Origin of the sequence: Flaviaestuariibacter flavus, from assembly GCF_004337505.1 — a bacterium.
GTDB lineage: Bacteria > Bacteroidota > Bacteroidia > Chitinophagales > Chitinophagaceae > Flavisolibacter > Flavisolibacter flavus.
In genome coordinates, this window is the sequence record NZ_SJZI01000008.1 from 153,538 (window position 1) to 168,788 (window position 15,251).

Sequence of the window (15,251 nt, forward strand, 5' to 3'; positions counted from 1 at the left end):
TAGTTTGATGCGTTAGTTAATCAGGCAGTAGCCTCTTCTTCGGTAGCGGCGAACATCTTGGCAGCGCTCTCGGTGAGAACGAGTGCTTCGGAGTTCATGATGTCGTAAGTGTTCATGTCGCTCAGCAGGGTGCCGAGGATAGAGGGCACGTTACGCACGCTCAGGTACAGGTTGTCGTTGTACTCGGGGGTGATGAACATCAGCTTCTTGTCGGCAACCTTCATCGCGCCGAGGGCGTTCAGAACGGTTTTGGTCTTCGGAGCTTCCATGTTCACGTCTTCGATCACGAAGATGGCGTTGGCCTGTGCCTTGTGGGTCAGGGCGCTCATCTTGGCGAGGTCCTTCACCTTGCGGTTCAGCTTGATGTCGTACTTGTGGGGCTTGGGGCCGAAGATGGTACCACCACCTTTGAAAATCGGGTTACGGATGTTGCCCTTACGCGAGCCACCCGTACCTTTTTGCTTGTGCAGCTTCTTGCTGGAACCCTTTACCTCGGCGCGGGTCTTCACCTTGTGGGTGCCCTGGCGCTGAGCGGCGAGGTACTGCTTCACTGCGAGGTAGATCGCGTGGTTGTTCGGCTCAATGCCAAAGATCTCCTCAGGCAGCTCGATCGTGCGGCCGGTCTCCTGACCTTGTATGTTGAATACTTTCAGTTCCATGATTACTTCTGGATTAAAACGATTGAACCAATATGGCCCGGTACCGAGCCGCTTACGAGGATGTAGTTTTTCTCAGGGAAAACCTTAACCACCTTCAGGCCTTTCACCTTCACGCGGTCGGCGCCCATACGGCCGGCCATGCGCATGCCCTTCATAACGCGGGCAGCGAACGACGAGTTACCGATGGAACCCGGAGCGCGCTGACGGTCGTGCTGGCCGTGCGAAGCCTCGCCCACACCGGAAAAGCCGTGACGCTTAACAACGCCCTGGAAGCCTTTGCCTTTGGTGGTGCCGACTACTTCAACCTTTTCGCCTTCTTCAAAAATGTCTACAGTGATGGATTCGCCGAGTGCCTGGGTGAGCGTCGTGTTACGGAGCTCTTTAACCACCTTTTTGGGAGCGGTGGAGGCTTTTGCGAAGTGATTTGTCTCGGCTTTGATGGAATGCTTCTCTTTCTTGTCGCCGTAAGCGATCTGGAGCGCATTGTAACCGTCTGTGTCGACGGTCTTAACCTGCGTTACAACGCAGGGACCTGCTTCGATAATGGTGCAGGCGGTTTGCTTACCGCTTGCATCGAAGACGGAGGTCATCCCGATTTTTTTACCAATGATACCTTTCATGTTGTGAGGGTTTACCCCCCCAAGGTTCTGCAAGACAGACCCATATGGTATCACGGGTCTTCAATCCTGGTTCACCGGCGACCTTTTCCTTTATCCGTCCCTTGTGGACGTTCCCAGCTACGGGATTCAGAAGTACCGCCGGCAAACAAACCTCGAAGGGCTTGTTTATATGTAATAACAGATTTGAGTTCGGCAGGCCTCCCTCCTATCTGCAGTATATTGATCAGAGCTCTTTTCTCCGGCCCCGCAGCGCAAAGCATGCGGTTCCAGTTTTGAGAGATGATTCGTATTTCAATTGGTTTGTCCTTTCGGACCGGGTCTTTCCTGTGAAAGTTCCCGTTGCCTGGTTCCCGTGTTCCTTACACCGTTTGGCGAAGGCGGGCCCTGTTAGGCTTTGATTTCTACCTCAACACCCGACGGCAGGTCCAGCTTGGACAGCGCGTCAACCGTGCGCGAGGAGGAAGTGTAGATATCCAGCAGGCGCTTGTGGGTAGCCAGTTGGAACTGCTCGCGGCTCTTCTTGTTCACGTGGGGCGAGCGCAGTACGGTAAAGATCTTCTTGCGGGTAGGCAGGGGAATCGGTCCTGTTACTACAGCGCCGGTGCTGCGTACGGTCTTCACGATTTTCTCGGCCGACTTATCAACCAGATTATGGTCGTAAGACTGTAATTTGATTCTGATACGCTGGGACATATTTCAAATAGCCATTTTTGGAATGGGAGTGCAAAGGTAGCGGCCCCGGCGCATCTTTCCAAGTGATACTGGCTTTTTTTCTTAAATAAATGCCTAAAAACCGGGCTTTTTCGGCGAAAGCCCTCCTTCCGGGGTCGGGAACGCAGCCCGGCAATAAAAAGGGCCGGTCAATAATGACCGGCCCGTTGCGGATGCTACCCTACTAAGTAAGCTTATCGCAGGCGTACCGTATCCACTACGGTTACGTTGTTGGTAGTAACATTGATGGCGATGCGGGTGACGGGCGCATAGGCCGTATCGGTAGGCACGAACGCCAGGTTGTAGGTGCCGGCACTGAGCCCGCTGATTGACCAGCTGCCATTGTTGGTAAAGGTGCCGGCGGTGTCGGTGCCGCGAACGGCATATACCGCCGTGCGAACAGCCGAAGGCAGCACATAGCCGCGGAGGCTGCCGCCGACAGCCTGGAGCGTCGTGCGGATCACCGGCTTCAGCATATAGCGGCCGTTACCGGTCTGGTGGATCGATCGCCCGGCGTCGAAATCCATCACGAGGCGGTAGGTAATGCCTTCGTTTACATCCTGGTGAATATTCAGCTTGAGTCCCGACTGCTGCGCGGAGGGCGTTTCGAGGCTGTAGCGCTGCCCGTCGGCCACCACGTAGTTGTTGGGCCCGAGCACGAGGCGGATCTGCTCGATGCGGCCGCTGGCGAGGTCGGCGGCACCCAGCAGCGTATCGTGGCCGGCGGTGAGGGCCAGGAGATTATAGGCACCGGCGCGCACGTTGCCGAGGCTTTGCCAGCCGTTGGTGCTATCGGTAGAGTAATTCACCCGCACGTCCTGGACGTCGATAAAAACGGAGTCGAGGCTGGCGGGAGCATCGGTGAGATAAACTTCGAGGCGGCCGGCGCCGGTACCGGCACTTGCTGACTTCTCGGATTTACTGCAGGCGATGAGGGAGGTGGTGACAAGGGTAGCAACGGCCAGGCGGTTCAGAGTAGTTTTCATCATCGGGTTTGTAGTTTGGGCCGCCAAAACCAATAATGGTGCCAAATCATAAGGGAATGTGAAGATCTCTGATGTCCGATGTCTGATTTGGCTGGCGCCGGCATATCGATCAATCTTCGAAATCGACAAACAAATCAGACATCGGAGATCGGACATCCCTACATGTAAAGAACCCCCATCCTTGCGGACGGGGGCTCACTCACTATAAGCAAAAACGATTGATTAATCTTCGATCTTGATCTTGCCTTTGTTCTTGGCGATTACTTCCTCGGCGATGTTGGTCGGTGCCGGGGCGTAGTGCGAGAACTCCATGGTAGACGAGGCGCGGCCGGAAGACAGCGAGCGGAGCTGGGTTACATAACCGAACATTTCGCTCAGCGGAACTTTCGCCTTGATCACCTCGGCGCCGGCACGGTTGTCCATGCCTTCCATCATACCGCGGCGGCGGTTGAGGTCACCGGTAACGTCACCCATGTACTGGGCGGGCGTGATCACTTCTACTTTCATGATGGGCTCGAGCAGTACGGGCTTACACTTCTTGCCGGCCTCGCGGAAACCTTGCTTGGCGCAAAGTTCGAAGGACATGGCGTCGGAGTCAACCGCGTGGAAGGAACCGTCATAAACGCGCACCTTCATGTTGTCGAGCGGGTAGCCGGCGAGAACACCCGTACCCATAGCGCTTTCAAAGCCTTTCTGGATCGAGGGAACGAATTCGCGGGGGATCGAGCCACCGAACAGGTCGTTCACGAACTGGTACTTTTTGTCGGGGTTTTCTTTTGCAAACTCCTCGTCGATGGGACCGAGTTCGAAGATGATGTCGGCGAACTTACCACGACCACCGGTCTGCTTCTTCAGCGTCTCGCGGTGCTCAACGTTCTTGGTGAAGGCTTCTTTGTAAGCAACCTGGGGAGCGCCCTGGTTTACTTCCACCTTGAATTCGCGGCGCATACGGTCAACGATGATCTCGAGGTGCAGCTCACCCATGCCACGCAGGATGGTCTGGCCCGTGTCTTCGTCGGTATTTACGCGGAGGGTCGGATCTTCTTCAATGAGCTTGGAGATCGCCAGGCCCATCTTGTCCACGTCGGCCTGTGTTTTCGGCTCGATGGCGATGGCGATTACCGGCTCGGGAATGAACATGTTCTCGAGGGTGATCGGGTGATCTTCGTGGCAGAGGGTATCACCGGTCTTGATTTCTTTGAAACCAACGGCGGCACCGATATCACCGGCTTCGATGAAGTCGATCGGGTTCTGCTTGTTGGCGAACATCTTCATGATACGGGAGATACGCTCCTTCTTTCCGCTGCGCACGTTGAGTACGTAGGAACCGGCATCCAGGTGGCCGGAATAAACCCGGAAGAACGCGAGACGACCTACGAAGGGATCGGTCATGATCTTGAAGGCGAGGGCCGCGAACGGCTCTTTCGCATCGGGCCTGCGGATGAGCTCTTCACCGGTGTTGGGATCGGTGCCTTTTACAGCCTCGATGTCAACGGGAGAAGGCAGGTAGCGGCAAACGGCGTCGAGCGCGGTCTGCACACCCTTGTTCTTGAACGAAGAACCGCACATCATCGGAACGATCGACAGGTCGATCGTAGCCTTGCGGATGGCTTCGTGCATTTCGTCTTCGGTGATCGAGTTCGGATCGTCGAAGAACTTTTCCATCAGCTTGTCGTCGTATTCGGCAACGGCCTCAACGAGGGCAGCACGCCATTCGTTGGCTTCGTCGACCATGTCAGCCGGCACATCGATCTCGTCGAAGGTCATGCCTTCGGTTTCCATGTGCCAGATAATGCCTTTCATTTTGATCAGGTCCACCACGCCTTTGAAATCATCTTCGGCGCCGATGGGGAGCTGCAGGGGAATCGCCTTGGAGCCCAGCATCTCACGCACCTGCTTCACTACCATGAGGAAGTCGGCGCCCGAGCGGTCCATCTTGTTGACGAAGCCGATGCGGGGTACGTTGTAGCGGTTGGCCTGGCGCCATACGGTTTCCGACTGGGGCTCAACGCCGTCCACTGCGGAGAACAGGGCGATCAGACCGTCGAGCACGCGCATGGAGCGCTCCACTTCTACGGTGAAGTCCACGTGGCCCGGGGTATCGATGATGTTGAAATAGTATTTCTTCGTGTTGGCATCCGCCTTACCTTTTACGGTAGGGAAGTTCCACTGGCAGCTTACGGCGGCCGAAGTAATGGTGATACCGCGCTCTTTTTCCTGCTCCATCCAGTCGGTGGTAGCGGCACCGTCGTGCACCTCACCGATCTTGTGGATCATACCGGTGTAGCGCAGGATACGCTCGGTCGTAGTGGTCTTGCCGGCGTCGATGTGCGCGGCAATACCGAAGTTGCGTTGAAATTTTAAGTCTGCCATGAGTATTTGATTAAACGAATTTTGTTTCTTTTTTCTACGCAAACCCTTGCGGGGCGGGCGTCCCGGCCGATCTCATCCGTTGGCTTGCCGGAAGGGTTCGGTTCGGGCACGCAAAGGTAATGAAATTGGGGCAATACCGCGCGTGTGGATAAACAATGTTTGTTAAGAATAAAGGGGGCAAAAACGACGCTTTTCCTGCTTAAAATCGGTTAGGCATTTCAGTGTGCATAATTTTTGCAAATCATTTACACTGTTGTAATTTTCGTTCAGAAAATTGATTCACCCCACATCAAAAACCCATTAAACATGGCAAAAGCAAGCAAGAAAGCTGCTCCTAAAAAAGCCGCCAAGAAGGCCGCCCCGGCCCGCAAAGCGGCACCCAAAAAGGCCGCTGCGAAGAAGGCCGCTCCCGCTAAGAAAGCGGCTCCGAAAAAAGCCGCCGCAAAAAAGGCAGCCCCGAAGAAAGCCGCAGCCAAGAAGGCGGCGCCCAAAAAGGCCGCTAAAAAAGCAGCGCCCAAAAAAGCAGCTATCAAGAAGGCTGTAGCCAAAAAAGCAGCACCGAAAAAAGCGGCACCGGCAAAGAAAGCCGCCGCGAAAAAAGCAGCCCCCGTAAAAAAAGCCGCCGCTAAAAAGGCCGCCCCGGCCAAAAAAGCCGCTAAAAAGGCCGCTCCCGCTAAAAAGGCTGCGCCTGCTAAAAAAGCTGCGCCTGCTAAGAAAGCGGCCGCTAAAAAAGCATCCCCCGCAAAAAAGGCCGCCGCTAAAAAAGGCGGACCGGCTGCGGCTGCCAAAGGCGCTCCCCAGAAGGCTGCAGCTTCCCGCCGCAGCTCCGGAGGTGGCGGCGGTACCCGCAACAACGCCGGCTCCCGCACCAACCAGCGCACCCAAAGCGGTTCTAGCGGCCGCAGCGGCGGCACCGGTCATTTCAACGACGCCGGGCAAACACGCAGCGTGAACACCGACGGCCTCTCGGATACCCGCACCAACACCTCCAGCCCGATGGCCGACGAAGTGGTTACGGGCAGCAATGCCGACATCCTGGGTGGTGATGCCACGGGCGGCACTTCCGGCGACATCGGCGGCGGCGGTATGGACGACACTTCGGACAACATGTAATCCATGCGATAAACGCGATACAAAAAGCCCCGCCGATGGCGGGGCTTTTTAATGGCTAATGTTCAATATTCAATGCTCAATATTCAACTTTCAAGTTGGCTGCCTCTAAACCTTAAGCCTTGTACGTTGAACATTGAATATTGAGCATTTCTCTTCAGCAATAAAAAAGCCCCGCAGAAGCGGGGCCTTTTGTTCGTAGTATTTCGAATGCCTTACGTTATACTTTGAAGTGGGCGAAGGCCTTGTTGGCTTCGGCCATACGGTGGGTATCTTCTTTCTTTTTGAAAGCGGCACCTTCACCTTTTGAAGCGGCAACGATCTCGTTGGCAAGCTTGTCGGCCATGGAACGGCCGTTGCGCTCGCGGCTGTAGCGGATCAGCCACTTCATGGAAAGGGAGATCTTACGGTCGGGACGCACTTCAGAGGGGATCTGGAAAGTGGCGCCACCGATACGGCGGCTGCGTACTTCAACAGCGGGGGTAACATTCTGAAGGGCTTTCTTCCAGATCTCGTAACCTTCTTCACCGGTGGTCTTGGAGACTTTCTCCATGGCATCGTAGAAGATTTCGAAGGCTACGCTTTTCTTACCTTCCCACATGAGGTTGTTGACAAAGCGGGTGACCAGTTTGTCGTTATAACGCGGGTCCGGAGCTAACGGGAGTTTTTTGGCTTGTGCTTTACGCATGATGTTCTTTTATTCGATCATCAGGTTCTCAGGCGTGGTGCTGAGCTTCTTGATCGGTTAAATACTTTATTTACTTCTTCTTACCACCGGCTGCGGGCTTCGCACCGGCCTTTTCCTTCTTCGTACCGTACTTCGAGCGGCTCTTCTTGCGGTCTTTAACACCGGCAGTATCGAGGGAGCCACGAACGATGTGGTAACGAACACCCGGAAGGTCCTTAACACGACCGCCGCGGATCAGCACGATGGAGTGCTCCTGGAGGTTGTGGCCTTCACCGGGGATGTAGGCGATAACTTCCACCTTGTTGGTCAGGCGCACTTTGGCAACCTTACGCAGGGCCGAGTTCGGCTTCTTGGGGGTGGTGGTATATACACGGGTGCAAACGCCGCGACGCTGCGGGCAGCTGTCCAGAGCGCGGGATTTGCTCTTGGCGCGGATGATTTCTCTTCCTTTACGAACGAGTTGTTGAATAGTAGGCATTACGAACTTCTGTTTATACCCCAATTTTGGGACGGCAAAGGTAGGGAAAAAATCTTTCAATCTCGGATCTCTGATCTCAGATTTTTTGGGGGTTGCACACTAAAACACCGGAAAACGCCGATTTTTTTTGGTTTTCTTGGCTGAACCGCCCCTTCTCCCCACCCACTTTTAATGCAGAAGACCGCCGGGCGGCGGTCTTCTGATATCGTTTTCCGCGGTTTCTGCGTACTTACTTAACCTGGGTCATCCAGCCGTACTTGTCCTCGCGGCGGCCTTCACGGATGTCGGTGAGCCACTTCTTGATGGTCGGGGCGGTCTTCCACTCGTCGGTGTTGAAGGTCATTACGAAATCCTTGTAGCGCAGCTCCTTGATATAGGAAATGGTAGCGGCGGTACCGGTGCCGAACACCTCGTGGAGCTGGCCGGCCTTGTAGGCATCAATGAGTTCGTCCACCGAGATCATGCGCTCTTCGACCTCGAAACCGGCTTCCTTCAGCAGGGTGAGGGCGCTGTCGCGCGTTACGCCGGCCAGGATGGTGCCCGCGCCGAGATCCGGTGTCACGGCTTTGTTACCGATGATGAAGATCACGTTCATGGTGCCGATCTCCTGCACGTACTTGTGCTCGAAGGCATCGGTCCACAGTACCTGGTCGTAGCCTTTCTTCTTGGCCTGGGCGGTGGCGTACATCGAAGCGCCGTAGTTGCCGGCGGCCTTGGCGTAGCCGATACCACCGGGCACGGCGCGTACGTACTGCTCCTCAACATAGATACGCATCGGGGCATTGTAGTACGGACCCGTGGGGCTCAGGAGGATCATGAATTTATAGCTCTCCGAAGGGCGCACGCCGATCAGTTCATCCGAGGAGAACATGAACGGGCGGATATAAAGGGAGTGGTCTTCCTTGTTGGGGATCCAGTTGCTGTCGAGGGCAACGAGCTGCTTCATGCCTTCCATGAAGATCTCTTCGGGAACTTCGGGCATCTGCATGCGCTCGGCCGAAACGTTGAAGCGGCGGAAGTTGTCCTGCGGGCGGAAGATGAAGGCATGGCCTTCGGCGTCCTTATAGGCTTTAACACCTTCAAAAATAGCCTGGCCATAGTGGAGGGCGGCGATCGAGGGGCTCAGCAGCAGGGGCTGGTAGGGCTTGATCTCAATGTTCTTCCACTCCCCGTTCTCGTAGTCGGCCTCCAGCATGTGGTCGCTGAAATACTTTCCGAAGGGAATGTTCTCTAAGTTGAGGTCGTTGAGCTTGGTGTGCTCGGCCTTGTGAATGGTAATGTCCATAGTCGTTGAAGCAAGCATATCGTTAATCGTTTTTTCTACCTTCTTAAGTGCTTTTCACGGTGCTGAAAGGCCGGCGTCCGGGCCATTTTTCCGGCACCGGGGGAAGGCTTAATTTAGCGCAGCAAAGAAACGAAAAAACCCCCACCAACCCTCCTTTTTCAAAATATTCTAATGGACCTCAACCATATACAATTACGGGATACGCAGCTCGTCGGGCTCTACGGCAAAACGCTGGTGGAATTGCCTTCGGCGAACGCCGCCCCGCCGCCCGAAGAAGCGCCACCGGCAAGGACTGCAGCCCCCGAACCGGCCTCGCCGCCCCCCTTCCTCGGGCAGCACGGCAAGGGCATCCTGATGGTCAACGAAGACCCGGAAAATGTTTTCATCGCCGACGCCGACCTCGAAGTTTTAACGAAAATCATGGACCGCGCCGGCACCGGTCTCGCGGAAATCGCGATCGTTAACTGGGCACGGCTCGGCCATACCGACGGCCCCGCGCTGGTCAGCGGGCTCAACAGCAGCCGCGTACTGCTTTTCGGGGTTACGCCGGAGCGCTTCGGCCTTCCGGCCGTATTTCCGCACTTCCAGGTACAGAAACTGGCCGGTCGCAGCTACCTCTGCGCGCCGCCCGTGGCCGAGCTGGCCACCGCCGATGCCTCCGTTAAAAAGAATTTCTGGAATGCCTTCCAGGCCTGGCTTGCCTAAATACTTATGGAACTCATTTTCGCTACCAACAACGCCCATAAGGTCGACGAGCTGCGGGCCGTGCTCCCCGCCGGCTTCAGCATCCGCCCGCTCCGCGAGGCCGGCATCGACCAGGATATCCCCGAGCCGCACGACACCCTCGAGGCCAATGCCCGCGAAAAGGCCGAGGTCATCCACCGCCTTACCGGCGGCGACTGCTTCAGCGAGGATACCGGCCTGGAAGTGGCCGCCCTCGGCGGCGCCCCCGGGGTGAAAAGCGCCCGCTATGCCGGCGACGACCGCTCGCCGGCCGCCAATTCCGAAAAGCTGCTCCGCGAGCTGCAGGGACGCGCCGACCGCTCCGCCCGCTTCCGAACCATTATTTGCTTATGTTTGGAGGGCACCTACCACGAGTTTGAAGGGATCTGCACCGGCACCATCGCCGAAAGCCCATCGGGCACCGGCGGCTTCGGCTACGACCCGGTATTCATCCCCGACGGCGGCGACGGCCGCACGTTTGCCGAAATGTCCCTGGCCGAAAAAGGCCGCTTCAGCCACCGGCGTAAGGCACTCGACAAACTGGTAGCATTTTTGACCAACCCGCCAAAAAAATAGACGCGCCCCAGGCGCGGCACGCAACCAAATGACCACCGAAAGCGACTTAATAGATGGGTGCCTCCAGGGCGACCGCAAAGCGCAGCGTGAGCTGTACGAGCGCTTCGCGCCCAAGATGTACGGCGTTTGCCTGCGCTATGCCGGCTCCGCCGAGGAAGCAGAAGATATCCTTCAGGAAGGATTTGTAAAGGTCTTTGGCAAGATCGGTTCATTCCGCCGCGAAGGCTCCTTCGAAGGCTGGATCCGCCGCATCATCGTGAATACGGCCATCGAGCATTTCCGCCGGAAAACCTACCTGGCGCCGGTAACCGAGCGCGAGGAAGAAACGATCCAGTCGGACTACCTGTCGGTGCTCGACAGCCTTGCCGAGAAGGACATCATCGGCCTCGTGCAGCAGTTGTCGCCGGGTTACCGCTCGGTGTTCAACATGTACGTGGTGGAAGGCTACACGCACAAGCAGATCTCGGAGCTGCTGGGCATTTCGGAAGGAACGAGCAAGTCGCAGCTTTCCCGGGCCAAAGCCATCCTGCAAGACCTGGTACGCACCCACCTGGAACAAAAAACACAGCTACCCTAGCGAATGGAACAGAAGTGGATTGATAAGCTGAAAAATTTTGAGGCGCAGCCGCCCGCAGGGCTGTGGGACCGCCTTGAGTCGGCCCTCGACGGGGCGGAACAAGCTCCCTTTGCCCGCAAGCTCCACGACTTCGAGGCCACGCCGCCGCCCGCGGCCTGGGACCGGATCGCCCGGCAACTGGAAGCCGCCGAACCGGAAGTTGCTCCCGTGGTGGAATTGAAGCGCCGGCGCTCCTTTGCCCCCTATATCGCCGCAGCCGCCCTTATCGGCATCCTGCTCGTGGGCGCCTCTCTCCTTTTCAACCGTCCTTTCAACGATAATACAGGCGGCCAGCTGGCCCGGACGGATACGCCCGTTCGCCGCACGGAAACTCCAGCGTCGGAATCCACGGGCAATGAAGCCGCGGTTGCGCAGCCGGAAGCTCCTGTGAGCGTGCCGGATGTGGCAAAATCGCGTGTCGAAAAAGCAGATGCCGCAGCCCACACCGAACGTAATAACCGTACAGCTGCCACAAGAGCTATCGCTCCGCCTCGCGCTACAGATAATGCGGCGGTGGCATCGGTAAGCAACCATCCCCACCATGTAGACGACGAGCGCTACCTCGTGCGCGCCTACAACGATGGCAGCGTGGTGCGTTTTTCCAAGAAAGTTTCACCGGTGGTAGACTGTGCCGAGAACTCTTCGGGCTTTACCCAAAGTCTTTGCCGCGTAAGCATCGGTGCCGTGCAGGACAAAGTGGCGGCGGCCCTTACCACTGATTTCGGCAGCCTCATCGAGCGCCTGCAGGACCTTGAAAAAGCGAGCCGTTAGCCCTATGCCCCGTATCCGGATCGAGCTTCCCGAAAAGCTGCCTTTTTCCACCACCATTCCCGTGCGGGTTACCGACCTCAATTACGGCAACCACCTGGGCAACCATGCCCTGCTGGGGCTGATGCACGAGGCCCGCATGCAGTACCTCGCATCGCTTGGAGCCACGGAGCTTTGTTTTTTCGGCGTCGCGCTCATTATGAGCGACTCGGCGATCGAATACAAGGGAGAAGCCTTCTTTGGCGACCAGCTGCAATTTGAAGTGGGCGCCGCGGAGATCTCGCGCGTCGGCTTCGAGCTGTATTACCGCGTTACAAAAGACGCCGGAAAAACGCTGATCGCACTGGCAAAGACCGGGATGGTGTGCTTTAATTACGATGCCCGGAAAGTGGTGGCGGTGCCGGAGGAGGCGAAAACGGCGTTAGTGGGGTAGTGGGTTAGTGTGCTAGTACCCGGTACCTACCAGCACACTAATTGACCAGCAAACTAGCAAACTACTCGCCGTTCCAAATTCGCCACGAAGCCTCCGCCTGCAGCAACAGCATCTCGTAACCGTTTTTAATGGCGGCGCCCCGCTCCTGCCCTTTTCGCAAAAAAGTGGTTATTTCCGGGTTGTATACAAGGTCGTATAACAGGTGTCCCTCCCCGAGCAATTGATAAGGAATGGGCGGACAGCTCCCCACATCGGGCCAGGTGCCGAGCGGGGTGGTGTTGATGATGACGCGGCAGCGCTCCATGGTTTCCGCATCCAGATCGGCATAGCTCATATTCCCGGGGCTTCGCTGCCGGGAGACCGGGGTGACGCTGATTCCCAGCTGTCCCAGCACGTAGTGGATGGCGGCCGCCGCGCCGCCGGTGCCGAGCACAAGCGCATGGCGGTGACCCGGGCGCAGCAGCGGCTGAAGCGAGTCGCGGAAGCCGATGGCATCGGTGTTGAAGCCTTCGAGCCTGCCGTTCCGCACCCGGATGGTGTTGCAGGCACCGATCGCCGCTACCGCGGCGTCGCGGGTATCGAGATATTGGAGGATCTCTTTCTTGTACGGGATAGTGACGTTGAGTCCCGCGATATCGGGATGGCGCTCCAGCAAAAGCGGGAACGCACGGACCGTGTCGAGCTCGTAGTTCTCGTACACGCAGTCCGTGCGTCCTTCTTTTTGAAATTTGTCGGTGAAGTATCCCTTCGAAAAGGAATAGCCCAGCGTCCGGCCGATAAGACCGAACCGCCGCATCAGGCCTTCTCCTTGTTCAGGTACAGGTGGAACGTATCGCCGCGCAGGCCGATGCGCATTGCCTCGAGGGGCAGCACTTCGGTGGGTGCGATATTACCGAGGTTGACATTGCAGCCCAGGAGCTCGATAAAATAAAGCTGCTGCGCCTTTTGCGGGGCTTCCCAGATGATCTTCTCGCCCGGGATCTGGGTGAGGATCTCCTGAACCAGACCTTCGCGCACCTCGCCGGAGCCGCGGTAGATACCTACGTTGCCGGCCTCGCGGGCTTCGGCGATCACGTAGGTAGAGCCGGCATTGAGCTCGGCGCGCATCAGCTCGATCCACTTATACGGGGGAATGATATGGGCAGCGTCTTTGGAGCCCACTTCGCTCAGCACGGTGGCATGCTGGGTCAGCTTTTCAATGTAGCCGCACTTCTCGGCATGCGGGATCTCGATGGAGCCATCGCTCACTTCGACCCACTTGATGCCGTAGTTCTTACAAACAGAGATATAGTCTTCAAACTGGTTGCGGATGAGGAAGGCCTCGAAAAGCGTACCGCCAAAATAGATCGGCATACCGTAATCGGCATAGAGCTTCAGCTTGTCTTCGAGGTTGGGAGTAACAAAGGAAGTACCGAATCCGAGCTTTACAATGTCTACGTGCGGGCCGGAAACACTCAGGAAGTTTTTCACTTCGTCGTTGCTCATGCCTTTGTCCATCACCATGGTAAGGCCGGAAGTGCGGGGTTTTTTATTGCGCTCAGGGATCTGCGTCAGGTTGAAATTCATGCGAAGCAATTTGTGGATGGTGGAATTGGCCGCAAAAGTAAGAAAGTACGCCGGAAGGCGACAGAAAAGGTAGACTGGAAATGGGACGGCCAAAGACATGAGCCGTCAGCCGCCAACCGTGAACCCGCGGCGGGTGGCTACAAGAACGGATGCCAATGGCATCCGTTCTGAAAAATCTGGCGTAAGCCACTCAAGGCTGACGGCTCACGAGTCCGCGCTCCCTTTCTTACGGGTACGCTTGTTCCGGGCAATCACCTCTACCACCTGCTGGTTTTGCAGATGCTCGGGGCTCAGGGCCACGAAGCGGTTGAGCAGCTTGGGCGCCTTCTGAATGGCATTTTCGAGGATCAGCAGGGCCTCCTTGGTACGGCCGAGGGCCAGCAACACCGCGGCCTGGTAATAATAGAACAGCGGCTTGCGCTCCGTTTGATCGAGGGCCACCAGCGTTTGCTCGTAGGCTTCCTCGTAAAACTCGGCCTGGTAAAGGCAGCGGATCAGCGCTTCCCAGCCGCTCTTGTTGCGCGGCTTGTTGCCGACCACGGTTGAAAAGAAATGGATCGCTTCTTTAAAGGCGCCGAGCTGCAGCTGGCATTCACCCATCAACAGGTTGTACTCGTTCTGCTGCCGGTTGAGGCGCAGGGCGTTCTCCAGCTGGCGGGCGGCCGACTGCCACTGCTGCTCGTTATAATAGGTGCAGGCGATTTTATAATGCAGGCGGCTATCCTCCTGGTTGAGGTGCACGGCCTTGCGGTAGTGGAAGCGGGCCTGTGCCCAGTTGCGCAGCTTATCGTAACAATGCCCGATGGCTTCGTAGATGACGTCTTCCGGCTTCGACAGCTCCAGCACCTTCTCGAGCGCTTCGATGGCTTCCTTGTATTTCCGCAGGCGGATATAGGCATCGCCCATATTGCGGTAGGCAAAGTCGAACTTCTCGTCGATCACCAGCGCGTATTCGTAGGCATCGATTGCCTTCTCGTAGAGCTTGAGTCCCTGGTAGGCGGCGGCGAGGTTGAACCAGGCCAGCTCGCTGTAGGGCTGCTCGTCGATGATGGCGGTGTGGAGGCGGATGCTTTCTTCGTAGCGGCCCGTAAAGTCGGCCCAGAAGCAGATCTTGTAAAGCGCCTCTTCGTTCACCGGGTCTTCCTGGAGCACCAGCTTCAGGCAGTCGAATACCTTTTCAAATTCTTCGTAGTCGTCGTACACATCGGCCAGCTCGAAGAGGAGCTCCATTTTGTCTTCGCCTTCAAAGAGGGCAATGGATTCTTCAAGCAGCTCGGCGGCCTTTTCGGGCTGGTCGAGGGCGAGGTAGGTATCGGTCTTAAGAATATAAAGGTTGATATCGGTAGCGTCGAGCAGCTCCACCTTTTCGAGAATGTCGAGCGCTTCCTGGTACTTGCGTACCGAAAGCAGCACGTCGGCCTTGCGCAGGAGCAGGGAGGCGGAGAAAGGGAAATATTCGATCGAGATCTCGGCGGCCTCCAGGGCTTTCGGGAAATCCTCCAGGTCGTCAAAGTAGTCGATAATCTTTTCAAATGAGTCTTCCTCGAGAAACGTAGAGCTCTTTCCGGCCCGCAGGTTATCGTAGTGCTTCAACAGCTCCTTCAGTGTTTCCTTGTCGTTTTCCAATGGGTCTGTATTCATTCGATAGGTATCAGGTAC

The 15,251-nt window shown here is 56.7% G+C and carries 17 protein-coding genes; 6 read left to right on the plus strand and 11 right to left on the minus strand.

Annotated features, from left to right (window positions below):
- Nucleotides 1-20: 20 nt before the first annotated feature.
- The 5 genes from rplD to fusA all read right to left on the minus strand — a co-directional run bounded on the left by rplD (nt 21) and on the right by fusA (nt 5,349).
- Nucleotides 21-659 carry a 50S ribosomal protein L4 gene (gene rplD, locus EPD60_RS04985; protein ID WP_131447470.1) on the minus strand — a complete coding sequence of 213 codons (639 nt, stop codon included), beginning with the start codon at nt 657-659 and terminating at the stop codon, nt 21-23.
- Nucleotides 660-661: 2 nt separating this feature from the next.
- Entirely contained in the window at nt 662-1,279 is a 618-nt protein-coding gene (gene rplC / locus EPD60_RS04990) for a 50S ribosomal protein L3 (RefSeq protein ID WP_131447472.1), read from the minus strand.
- Nucleotides 1,280-1,666: 387 nt separating this feature from the next.
- Nucleotides 1,667-1,972 (minus strand): 30S ribosomal protein S10, encoded by a 306-nt coding sequence (rpsJ, locus tag EPD60_RS04995; RefSeq protein ID WP_028787065.1) that lies wholly within the window; start codon nt 1,970-1,972, stop codon nt 1,667-1,669.
- 212 nt (nt 1,973-2,184) lie between these two features.
- On the minus strand, nt 2,185-2,979 hold the full coding sequence (locus tag EPD60_RS05000; RefSeq protein WP_131447474.1) for a DUF4382 domain-containing protein: 795 nt from the start codon (nt 2,977-2,979) through the stop codon (nt 2,185-2,187).
- Nucleotides 2,980-3,198: 219 nt separating this feature from the next.
- Nucleotides 3,199-5,349, minus strand: a complete 2,151-nt coding sequence (gene fusA, locus EPD60_RS05005) for an elongation factor G (RefSeq protein ID WP_131447476.1) — start codon at nt 5,347-5,349, stop codon at nt 3,199-3,201.
- A gap of 306 nt (nt 5,350-5,655) precedes the next feature.
- Here fusA and EPD60_RS05010 point away from each other — a divergent pair, with 306 nt between their 5' ends.
- Entirely contained in the window at nt 5,656-6,462 is an 807-nt protein-coding gene (locus tag EPD60_RS05010; protein ID WP_131447478.1) for a histone H1-like repetitive region-containing protein, read from the plus strand.
- Nucleotides 6,463-6,679: 217 nt separating this feature from the next.
- Here the strand turns inward: EPD60_RS05010 and rpsG are convergent, their stop codons facing one another.
- From rpsG to EPD60_RS05025, 3 genes are all read right to left on the minus strand, one after another.
- Nucleotides 6,680-7,147 (minus strand): 30S ribosomal protein S7, encoded by a 468-nt coding sequence (gene rpsG, locus EPD60_RS05015; protein ID WP_131447480.1) that lies wholly within the window; start codon nt 7,145-7,147, stop codon nt 6,680-6,682.
- A gap of 70 nt (nt 7,148-7,217) precedes the next feature.
- Complete coding sequence (gene rpsL / locus EPD60_RS05020) at nt 7,218-7,625, minus strand: 30S ribosomal protein S12 (protein ID WP_131447482.1); 408 nt, start codon at nt 7,623-7,625, stop codon at nt 7,218-7,220.
- Between the two features lie 229 nt (nt 7,626-7,854).
- Nucleotides 7,855-8,928 (minus strand): branched-chain amino acid aminotransferase, encoded by a 1,074-nt coding sequence (locus tag EPD60_RS05025; protein ID WP_131447484.1) that lies wholly within the window; start codon nt 8,926-8,928, stop codon nt 7,855-7,857.
- A gap of 153 nt (nt 8,929-9,081) precedes the next feature.
- On the opposite strand from EPD60_RS05025, the gene EPD60_RS05030 reads away from it, so the two are divergent.
- From EPD60_RS05030 to EPD60_RS05050, 5 genes are read left to right on the plus strand one after another with little or no spacing between them, the layout of a single operon-like run.
- Nucleotides 9,082-9,615 carry a hypothetical protein gene (locus EPD60_RS05030; protein ID WP_131447486.1) on the plus strand — a complete coding sequence of 178 codons (534 nt, stop codon included), beginning with the start codon at nt 9,082-9,084 and terminating at the stop codon, nt 9,613-9,615.
- 6 nt (nt 9,616-9,621) lie between these two features.
- The gene (gene rdgB, locus EPD60_RS05035) at nt 9,622-10,209 is read left to right on the plus strand and encodes an RdgB/HAM1 family non-canonical purine NTP pyrophosphatase (protein WP_131447488.1); all 588 of its coding nucleotides are present in this window, start codon (nt 9,622-9,624) and stop codon (nt 10,207-10,209) included.
- A 28-nt stretch (nt 10,210-10,237) separates the two neighbouring features.
- Nucleotides 10,238-10,786: an RNA polymerase sigma factor gene (locus EPD60_RS05040; RefSeq protein WP_131447490.1), complete on the plus strand. Its 549-nt coding sequence runs from the start codon at nt 10,238-10,240 to the stop codon at nt 10,784-10,786.
- Nucleotides 10,787-10,789: 3 nt separating this feature from the next.
- A complete protein-coding gene (locus tag EPD60_RS05045) occupies nt 10,790-11,596 on the plus strand; it encodes a hypothetical protein (protein WP_131447492.1) in 807 nt (268 codons plus the stop codon).
- A gap of 4 nt (nt 11,597-11,600) precedes the next feature.
- Nucleotides 11,601-12,026 carry an acyl-CoA thioesterase gene (locus EPD60_RS05050; protein ID WP_131447494.1) on the plus strand — a complete coding sequence of 142 codons (426 nt, stop codon included), beginning with the start codon at nt 11,601-11,603 and terminating at the stop codon, nt 12,024-12,026.
- A gap of 61 nt (nt 12,027-12,087) precedes the next feature.
- On the opposite strand, the gene EPD60_RS05055 is transcribed toward EPD60_RS05050, so the two are convergent.
- The 3 genes from EPD60_RS05055 to EPD60_RS05065 all read right to left on the minus strand — a co-directional run bounded on the left by EPD60_RS05055 (nt 12,088) and on the right by EPD60_RS05065 (nt 15,233).
- The gene (locus EPD60_RS05055; RefSeq protein WP_131447496.1) at nt 12,088-12,822 is read right to left on the minus strand and encodes a shikimate dehydrogenase family protein; all 735 of its coding nucleotides are present in this window, start codon (nt 12,820-12,822) and stop codon (nt 12,088-12,090) included.
- Entirely contained in the window at nt 12,822-13,592 is a 771-nt protein-coding gene (locus EPD60_RS05060) for a phosphosulfolactate synthase (protein WP_131447498.1), read from the minus strand. Before EPD60_RS05060 ends, EPD60_RS05055 begins: the two co-directional genes overlap by 1 nt.
- A 204-nt stretch (nt 13,593-13,796) precedes the next feature.
- The gene (locus EPD60_RS05065; RefSeq protein ID WP_131447500.1) at nt 13,797-15,233 is read right to left on the minus strand and encodes a tetratricopeptide repeat protein; all 1,437 of its coding nucleotides are present in this window, start codon (nt 15,231-15,233) and stop codon (nt 13,797-13,799) included.
- Nucleotides 15,234-15,251 lie beyond the last annotated feature (18 nt).

Excerpts from the sequence above, each read along its gene's own strand:
- rplD (WP_131447470.1), bottom strand. The coding sequence starts at position 659 with ATGGAACTGAAAGTATTCAACATACAAGGTCAGGAGACCGGCCGCACG.
- rplC (WP_131447472.1), bottom strand. The coding sequence starts at position 1,279 with ATGAAAGGTATCATTGGTAAAAAAATCGGGATGACCTCCGTCTTCGAT.
- rpsJ (WP_028787065.1), bottom strand. The coding sequence starts at position 1,972 with ATGTCCCAGCGTATCAGAATCAAATTACAGTCTTACGACCATAATCTG.
- EPD60_RS05000 (WP_131447474.1), bottom strand. The coding sequence starts at position 2,979 with ATGATGAAAACTACTCTGAACCGCCTGGCCGTTGCTACCCTTGTCACC.
- fusA (WP_131447476.1), bottom strand. The coding sequence starts at position 5,349 with ATGGCAGACTTAAAATTTCAACGCAACTTCGGTATTGCCGCGCACATC.
- EPD60_RS05010 (WP_131447478.1), top strand. The coding sequence starts at position 5,656 with ATGGCAAAAGCAAGCAAGAAAGCTGCTCCTAAAAAAGCCGCCAAGAAG.
- rpsG (WP_131447480.1), bottom strand. The coding sequence starts at position 7,147 with ATGCGTAAAGCACAAGCCAAAAAACTCCCGTTAGCTCCGGACCCGCGT.
- rpsL (WP_131447482.1), bottom strand. The coding sequence starts at position 7,625 with ATGCCTACTATTCAACAACTCGTTCGTAAAGGAAGAGAAATCATCCGC.
- EPD60_RS05025 (WP_131447484.1), bottom strand. The coding sequence starts at position 8,928 with ATGCTTGCTTCAACGACTATGGACATTACCATTCACAAGGCCGAGCAC.
- EPD60_RS05030 (WP_131447486.1), top strand. The coding sequence starts at position 9,082 with ATGGACCTCAACCATATACAATTACGGGATACGCAGCTCGTCGGGCTC.
- rdgB (WP_131447488.1), top strand. The coding sequence starts at position 9,622 with ATGGAACTCATTTTCGCTACCAACAACGCCCATAAGGTCGACGAGCTG.
- EPD60_RS05040 (WP_131447490.1), top strand. The coding sequence starts at position 10,238 with ATGACCACCGAAAGCGACTTAATAGATGGGTGCCTCCAGGGCGACCGC.
- EPD60_RS05045 (WP_131447492.1), top strand. The coding sequence starts at position 10,790 with ATGGAACAGAAGTGGATTGATAAGCTGAAAAATTTTGAGGCGCAGCCG.
- EPD60_RS05050 (WP_131447494.1), top strand. The coding sequence starts at position 11,601 with ATGCCCCGTATCCGGATCGAGCTTCCCGAAAAGCTGCCTTTTTCCACC.
- EPD60_RS05055 (WP_131447496.1), bottom strand. The coding sequence starts at position 12,822 with ATGCGGCGGTTCGGTCTTATCGGCCGGACGCTGGGCTATTCCTTTTCG.
- EPD60_RS05060 (WP_131447498.1), bottom strand. The coding sequence starts at position 13,592 with ATGAATTTCAACCTGACGCAGATCCCTGAGCGCAATAAAAAACCCCGC.
- EPD60_RS05065 (WP_131447500.1), bottom strand. The coding sequence starts at position 15,233 with ATGAATACAGACCCATTGGAAAACGACAAGGAAACACTGAAGGAGCTG.